The sequence below is a fragment of the Pseudomonas sp. GM78 genome, from assembly GCF_000282475.1.
GTDB lineage: Bacteria > Pseudomonadota > Gammaproteobacteria > Pseudomonadales > Pseudomonadaceae > Aquipseudomonas.
In genome coordinates this window covers 60,932-66,931 of record NZ_AKJF01000208.1, presented here as the reverse complement: position 1 = coordinate 66,931, position 6,000 = coordinate 60,932, and the positions used below count along the sequence as shown (strand labels likewise).

Annotated in this window: 7 protein-coding genes; 6 read left to right on the top strand and 1 reads right to left on the bottom strand. The window is 61.3% G+C overall.

Annotation, left to right across the window (positions count from 1 at the left end):
* The first annotated feature begins 118 nt into the window (after window positions 1-118).
* A complete protein-coding gene (gene trxA, locus PMI35_RS02385) occupies window positions 119-991 on the top strand; it encodes a thioredoxin (protein WP_008065763.1) in 873 nt (290 codons plus the stop codon).
* Window positions 992-1,063: 72 nt separating this feature from the next.
* On the opposite strand, the gene PMI35_RS02390 is transcribed toward trxA, so the two are convergent.
* Window positions 1,064-1,411 carry a hypothetical protein gene (locus tag PMI35_RS02390; RefSeq protein ID WP_008065762.1) on the bottom strand — a complete coding sequence of 116 codons (348 nt, stop codon included), beginning with the start codon at window positions 1,409-1,411 and terminating at the stop codon, window positions 1,064-1,066.
* 136 nt (window positions 1,412-1,547) lie between these two features.
* On the opposite strand from PMI35_RS02390, the gene PMI35_RS02395 reads away from it, so the two are divergent.
* The 5 genes from PMI35_RS02395 to PMI35_RS02415 all read left to right on the top strand — a co-directional run bounded on the left by PMI35_RS02395 (window position 1,548) and on the right by PMI35_RS02415 (window position 5,721).
* Complete coding sequence (locus PMI35_RS02395; protein WP_008065761.1) at window positions 1,548-2,132, top strand: DUF2796 domain-containing protein; 585 nt, start codon at window positions 1,548-1,550, stop codon at window positions 2,130-2,132.
* A gap of 136 nt (window positions 2,133-2,268) precedes the next feature.
* Window positions 2,269-2,979, top strand: a complete 711-nt coding sequence (locus PMI35_RS02400) for an ABC transporter ATP-binding protein (protein ID WP_008065759.1) — start codon at window positions 2,269-2,271, stop codon at window positions 2,977-2,979.
* 1 nt (window position 2,980) lies between these two features.
* The gene (locus PMI35_RS02405; protein ID WP_008065758.1) at window positions 2,981-4,246 is read left to right on the top strand and encodes an ABC transporter permease; all 1,266 of its coding nucleotides are present in this window, start codon (window positions 2,981-2,983) and stop codon (window positions 4,244-4,246) included.
* 10 nt (window positions 4,247-4,256) lie between these two features.
* A complete protein-coding gene (locus tag PMI35_RS02410) occupies window positions 4,257-4,775 on the top strand; it encodes a DUF3299 domain-containing protein (RefSeq protein ID WP_008065756.1) in 519 nt (172 codons plus the stop codon).
* 247 nt (window positions 4,776-5,022) lie between these two features.
* Window positions 5,023-5,721 (top strand): OmpW/AlkL family protein, encoded by a 699-nt coding sequence (locus PMI35_RS02415; protein ID WP_008065754.1) that lies wholly within the window; start codon window positions 5,023-5,025, stop codon window positions 5,719-5,721.
* Window positions 5,722-6,000: the final 279 nt, after the last annotated feature.

Below are 6,000 nucleotides of genomic sequence, written 5' to 3'. Positions count from 1 at the left end.
CCTTCGGCAGCTCCTACATTGACCGCGTGCAAACCCGATCCTGTAGGAGCTGCCGAAGGCTGCGATCTTTTGCGGCAGCCCTTATAGTGAGCACATTCACGCTTCCAAGAGATCCCCCATGAGTCAGCAAACGCCGTACATCTTCGACGCCACGACTGCCGATTTCGACCAGTCGGTGATCGAGAACTCCTTCCACAAACCGGTGCTGGTGGATTTCTGGGCCGAATGGTGTGCGCCCTGCAAGGTGCTGATGCCGATGCTGCAGACCATTGCCGAGAGCTATCAGGGCGAGTTGTTGCTGGCCAAGGTCAACTGCGACCTCGAACAGGACATCGTCGCCCGCTTCGGCATTCGCAGCCTGCCGACCGTGGTGCTGTTCAAGGATGGCCAGCCGGTGGATGGTTTTGCCGGTGCGCAGCCGGAGTCGGCCGTTCGGGCGCTGCTCGAGCCCCATGTACAAATGCCACCACCGGCTGCCGCTGATCCGTTCGAACAGGCCCAGGCCTTGTTTGACGACAGCCGCTTTGCCGATGCCGAAGCCCTGCTCAAAGTACTGCTGGGCGAAGACAACACCAACGCCAAGGCGCTGATTCTTTATGCCCGCTGCCTCACCGAGCGTGGTGAACTGGGCGAAGCACAAGCCGTGCTCGACGCGGTCAAGAGCGATGAACACAAGGCCGCCCTGGCCGGCGCAAAGGCGCAGATCAAGTTCCTCGGCCAGGCCAAGGATTTGCCGGATGCCGCCGACCTGAAGGCGCGCCTGGCAAAAAACCCGCAGGACGATGAAGCGGTCTACCAACTGGCCGTGCAACAACTGGCCCGCCAGCAGTACGACGCGGCGCTGGACGGGCTGCTCAAGCTGTTCATCCGCAACCGCAGCTACAGCGAAGGTTTGCCGCACAAGACCTTGCTGCAGGTGTTCGAATTGCTGGGTAACGATCACCCGCTGGTGACGACGTACCGCCGCAAGCTATTTGCCGCGTTGTATTGATTACCCCCCTGTAGGAGCACGGCTTGCCGGCGATGGCGTCCTCAAGATCGCCATCGCCGGCAAGCCGTGCTCCTACAAGTTTTCGATCCAGCGGAAAATCGGCGTATCGCCACCGCTCTCCACTTTCACATCCGCGCTATGGCGCAAACGCACCAACAGACGTTTGCCCGACGCCGCGCTGCCGGTCAATCCTTCCAACTGCTCCAGCAGATCCGGTCCGCTCAATTGCCCGGCCTTGCGCAGCAAATCCCTGGCAACCCGCCACAGCGCATCGTCCTGATTCAGCGGTTTCGCCGCCGGCACACTGACCTCGGTTTTTTCCACCTGCAACTGCGCACCCAGCCGCGCCCAATCGGCGTCATCCATCTCCAGCGTCAAATCCACCGGCCAGTCGCCGATGCTTCCGCGAATTCGCAACATGTGTCAGCTCCCGAACATTTCTTCATGCCCATGCTCCCATGGGGCTTGTGCAACGCCAAGCTGGCAGTCACAATCCGCGCACCAACGTTATAAGATTACATAACATTTTATTCATCTTGTGTTTCGGAGACTCGCCATGCGTCGCCTGCTTCTCGCCCTGCCGTTTGCCTTGTTGCCGCTGGCTGTCGCCCATGCCGCCGACGAACATGATCACGACCATGAGCACGGCAGCCTCGGCGCCCACGAGCATGGCGTCGGTCGCCTGAACGCGGCGCTGGACGGCCAGACCCTGGAGCTGGAACTGGACAGTCCGGCGATGAACCTGGTGGGGTTCGAGCATGCCGCCGCCACCGATGCAGACAAAGCCAAGGTCACCGCGGTCCGCGCTCAACTCGAGAAGCCGTTGGCGCTGTTCAACCTGGCGAAAGCCGCCGGTTGCGTGATCGCGAGCCAGGAACTGGAGAGCCCGCTGTTCGGTGACAAACCGGATGCCGATGACGATCACGACGAAGACGCCAAGGACGAACATCACCACGACCACAGCGAAATCCACGCCCACTACCAATTCACCTGCGCCACTCCGGGCGCGCTGAAGACCCTGGACCTGGCGAATATTTTCAACACATTCCCGGCCACAAAGAAAATTCAGGTACAACTGATCGGCCCGAGCGGGCAGCAAGGGGTTGAAGTGACGGCGAAGGCTGCCGCCCTCAAATTCTGAATTCACTGCAAAACCAATGTGGGAGCGGGCTTGCTCGCGAAGGCAGTGTGTCATGCAACATAGATGTCGACTGACACTCCCCCTTCGCGAGCAAGCCCGCTCCCACAGGTTAATCAACACCCATGAAATCGGTTAAATGACCCAAGCACTCATCGAACTGTCCGACCTGGGCTTCAGCTGGCCCGGTCACCCGCCGCTGCTGGATATCCCAGCGTTCCGCTTGGAGCCCGGGGAAACCCTGTTCCTCAAGGGCCCCAGCGGCAGCGGCAAGACCACCCTGCTCGGCCTGCTCGGCGGTGTGCAAAAGCCCGATCGCGGCAGCATTCGCCTGCTCGGCCAGGAACTGACCGCCCTCTCGGCCGGCGCCCGCGATCACTTTCGCGTCGATCACACCGGCTACATCTTCCAGCAGTTCAACTTGCTGCCGTTTCTGTCAGTGCGCGAGAACGTCGAACTGCCCTGCCACTTCTCCAAATTGCGTGCCCAGCGGGCGAAACAGCGCCACGGCAGCATCGATCAGGCCGCCGCCACCCTGCTCGCCCACCTGGGCTTGAAGGACGACAACATCCTCGCTCGCCGCGCCGACTCCCTGTCCATCGGCCAGCAACAACGGGTGGCCGCCGCCCGCGCGTTGATCGGTCAACCGGAACTGGTGATCGCCGACGAGCCGACCTCGGCCCTCGACTACGACGCCCGGGAGAACTTCATCCGCCTGCTGTTCGCCGAATGCCGCGAAGCCGGGTCGAGCCTGTTGTTCGTCAGCCATGACCAGAGCCTGGCGCCGCTGTTCGATCGCCACCTGTCGCTGGCCGATCTCAATCGCGCCGCCACGTCTGCAGAGGTCTGAGATGTATCTGTTTCGTCTAGCCATGGCCAGCCTGGCTAACCGCCGTTTCACCGCGATCCTGACTGCGTTCGCCATTGCCCTGTCGGTGTGCCTGCTGCTGGCCGTGGAGCGGGTGCGCACCGAGGCCAAGGCCAGCTTCGCCAGCACCATCAGCGGCACCGACCTGATCGTCGGCGCGCGTTCCGGCTCGGTCAACCTGCTGCTGTACTCGGTATTCCGCATCGGCAACGCCACCAACAACATCCGCTGGGACAGCTTCGAACACTTCGCCAACAACCCGAAAGTGAAGTGGGCCATTCCGATGTCCCTTGGCGATTCCCATCGCGGCTATCGGGTGATGGGCACCACCGAAGCGTACTTCGAACACTACCAGTACGGCCGCCAGCAGCACCTGGAACTGGCCGATGGCCGTGCTTTCGCCACCGACCCGTTCGAAGTGGTGCTCGGTGCGGAAGTCGCGGATGCGCTGCACTACAAACTCGGCGACAAGCTGGTGCTGGCCCACGGCGTGGCCGTGATCAGCCTGGTCAAGCATGACGACAAGCCATTCACCGTGGTCGGCATTCTCAAGCGTACCGGCACCCCGGTGGACCGCACGCTGCACATCAGCCTCGGCGGCATGGAGGCCATTCACGTCGATTGGCACAACGGCGTGCCGGCCCGGGGCAACGGCCGGATCAGCGCCGATCAGGCGCGCAACATGGACCTGACGCCCCAGGCGATCACCGCGTTCATGCTCGGCCTCAACAGCAAGATTTCGACCTTTGCCCTGCAGCGCGAAATCAACGAATTCCGTGGCGAACCGATGCTGGCGATCCTGCCGGGCGTTGCGCTGCAGGAGTTGTGGAGCTTGATGAGCACGGCGGAAAAAGCCTTGTTCGTAGTGTCGCTGTTCGTGGTGCTGACCGGGTTGATCGGCATGCTCACGGCGATTCTCACCAGTCTCAACGAACGCCGGCGGGAGATGGCGATCCTGCGTTCGGTGGGCGCGCGGCCGTGGCATGTCGCGACACTGCTGGTGCTGGAGGCGTTCGCCCTGGCGCTGGCCGGCGTGGTGGCCGGTGTGGCGCTGCTGTACGTCTGCATCGCGGCGGCCCAGGGTTACGTGCAAGCCAATTACGGCCTGTTTCTGCCGCTGGCGTGGCCAAGTGAATATGAATGGACGCTACTCGGTGGCATCCTGATCGCTGCGTTGCTGATGGGCAGCGTGCCTGCCTGGCGCGCCTATCGCCAATCCCTGGCCGATGGCCTGTCGATCCGTTTATGAGGATATTGAAATGCGCCGCGCTGTCTTTGCGCTGTTGATGCTGGTCGCCCTGCCGTTGTGGGCGGCTGCGCCGAAAGAGCTGACCTGGTCGGAAATGATCCCGCCGGATGCGGCGCCGGAAGTGCCGAACATGACGCCGCTGCACGACCTGTCGAAAATGAGCGATGCCCTGTCCGCCGAATCGGCGCCGGCGGCGAAGCAGGACATGCCCAACGCGCCGGTGGTCAAGGCCCTCGACGGGCAGAATATTCGCTTGCCGGGCTACATCGTGCCGCTGGAAGTGAGTGAAGAAGGCCGGACCACGGACTTTCTGCTGGTGCCGTATTTCGGCGCCTGCATCCACGTACCGCCACCGCCGTCGAACCAGATCGTGCATGTCAAAAGCGCCGTCGGCGTGAAGCTCGACGAGCTGTACCAGCCGTACTGGATCGAGGGCGCGATGCAGGTCAAGCCATCCACTAGCGAGTTGGCGGATGCCGGGTATCAGATGGAGGCGGACAAGATCTACTTGTATGAATTGCCGGAGTGAGTCCGGAGCTTCCTGGTCGCCAACACAATCGCCATCGCGGGCAAGCCCGCTCCCACAGGTTCGATGTTGAAACACTAATTTCAGCACTGCGCAAATTCTTGTGGGAGCGGGCTTGCCCGCGATGAGGCCAGCAAAAACACCACAAAAACCGATCCCATCCCACTTTCCTTGAGCTGAGTCAAAAGACCGAATCGTTAGCCGGCTTACCATTGGACATCGAACATTTTTAACGTCCTCTGGAGCCCCCATGAACAAGTCCTTGCTCGGCGCCTCGCTGGTAGCGCTGGCGCTCGCAGCCCCGTTCGCCCACGCCCACGAAGCTGGCGACATCATCCTTCGTGCCGGTGCCATCACCGTCAACCCGAAGGCCGACAGTTCCACGGTCAAGGTCGACCAAGGCCCGCTGAGCGGCGCCGACCTGGGTGGCAAGGCGACCATGAGCAGCGACACACAATTGGGCCTCAACGTCGCCTACATGCTCACCAACAACTGGGGTATCGAACTGCTCGCGGCCACGCCGTTCGAGCATGAGGTGAAACTCAAGGGCACCGCGTTGAGCGCGGCGAACGGCAAGCTCGGTTCGCTCAAACACCTGCCGCCGACCCTGAGCGTGGTGTATTACCCGCTGGATGCGAAGTCTGCGTTCCAGCCCTACGTGGGCGCCGGTATCAACTACACCTGGATCTACGATGAACACGTGGGCAGCGAAGCCAGCGCCAACGGTTTCAGCAACTTCAAGGCGAAGAATTCCTGGGGCATGGCCTGGCAGGTCGGTGCCGACTACATGCTGACCGACAACGTGATGATCAACGCCCAGGTGCGTTACATCGACATCGATACCCGCGCCACAGTGGAAAACGACGCCGTGGCGCCGGGCACCCGGGCACGGGTGAACGTGGATGTCGATCCGTTCATCTACATGGTCGGTCTGGGTTACAAGTTCTAAGCAATATTCACGTGGTGGTGAATTGATCGTTCCCATGCTCTGTGGATGGGAACGATCAGCAACAACAAAAGGCGCCTCGACAGGCAAACGCCGATCAACAAACTCCTGAACGCAGATTGTTTCGCTCAGCAAAATCACCCTCGGCAATCTTATTTTCTCAGGACTTGTATAGCGTCTGTCAGACGTCCAGATGCTCATGTGAAATATTGGTGAACCGCTTCATATCACTCCCACGGTGGCATTGCGCGCCAAAGCAACGGCCAGACATTGTTTGCCAAT

Coding starts and splice junctions, on each gene's coding strand:
- PMI35_RS02395 (WP_008065761.1), top strand. CDS start 1,548: ATGCGTCGCCTGCTTCTCGCCCTGCCGTTTGCCTTGTTGCCGCTGGCT.
- PMI35_RS02390 (WP_008065762.1), bottom strand. CDS start 1,411: ATGTTGCGAATTCGCGGAAGCATCGGCGACTGGCCGGTGGATTTGACG.
- PMI35_RS02400 (WP_008065759.1), top strand. CDS start 2,269: ATGACCCAAGCACTCATCGAACTGTCCGACCTGGGCTTCAGCTGGCCC.
- PMI35_RS02410 (WP_008065756.1), top strand. CDS start 4,257: ATGCGCCGCGCTGTCTTTGCGCTGTTGATGCTGGTCGCCCTGCCGTTG.
- trxA (WP_008065763.1), top strand. CDS start 119: ATGAGTCAGCAAACGCCGTACATCTTCGACGCCACGACTGCCGATTTC.
- PMI35_RS02405 (WP_008065758.1), top strand. CDS start 2,981: ATGTATCTGTTTCGTCTAGCCATGGCCAGCCTGGCTAACCGCCGTTTC.
- PMI35_RS02415 (WP_008065754.1), top strand. CDS start 5,023: ATGAACAAGTCCTTGCTCGGCGCCTCGCTGGTAGCGCTGGCGCTCGCA.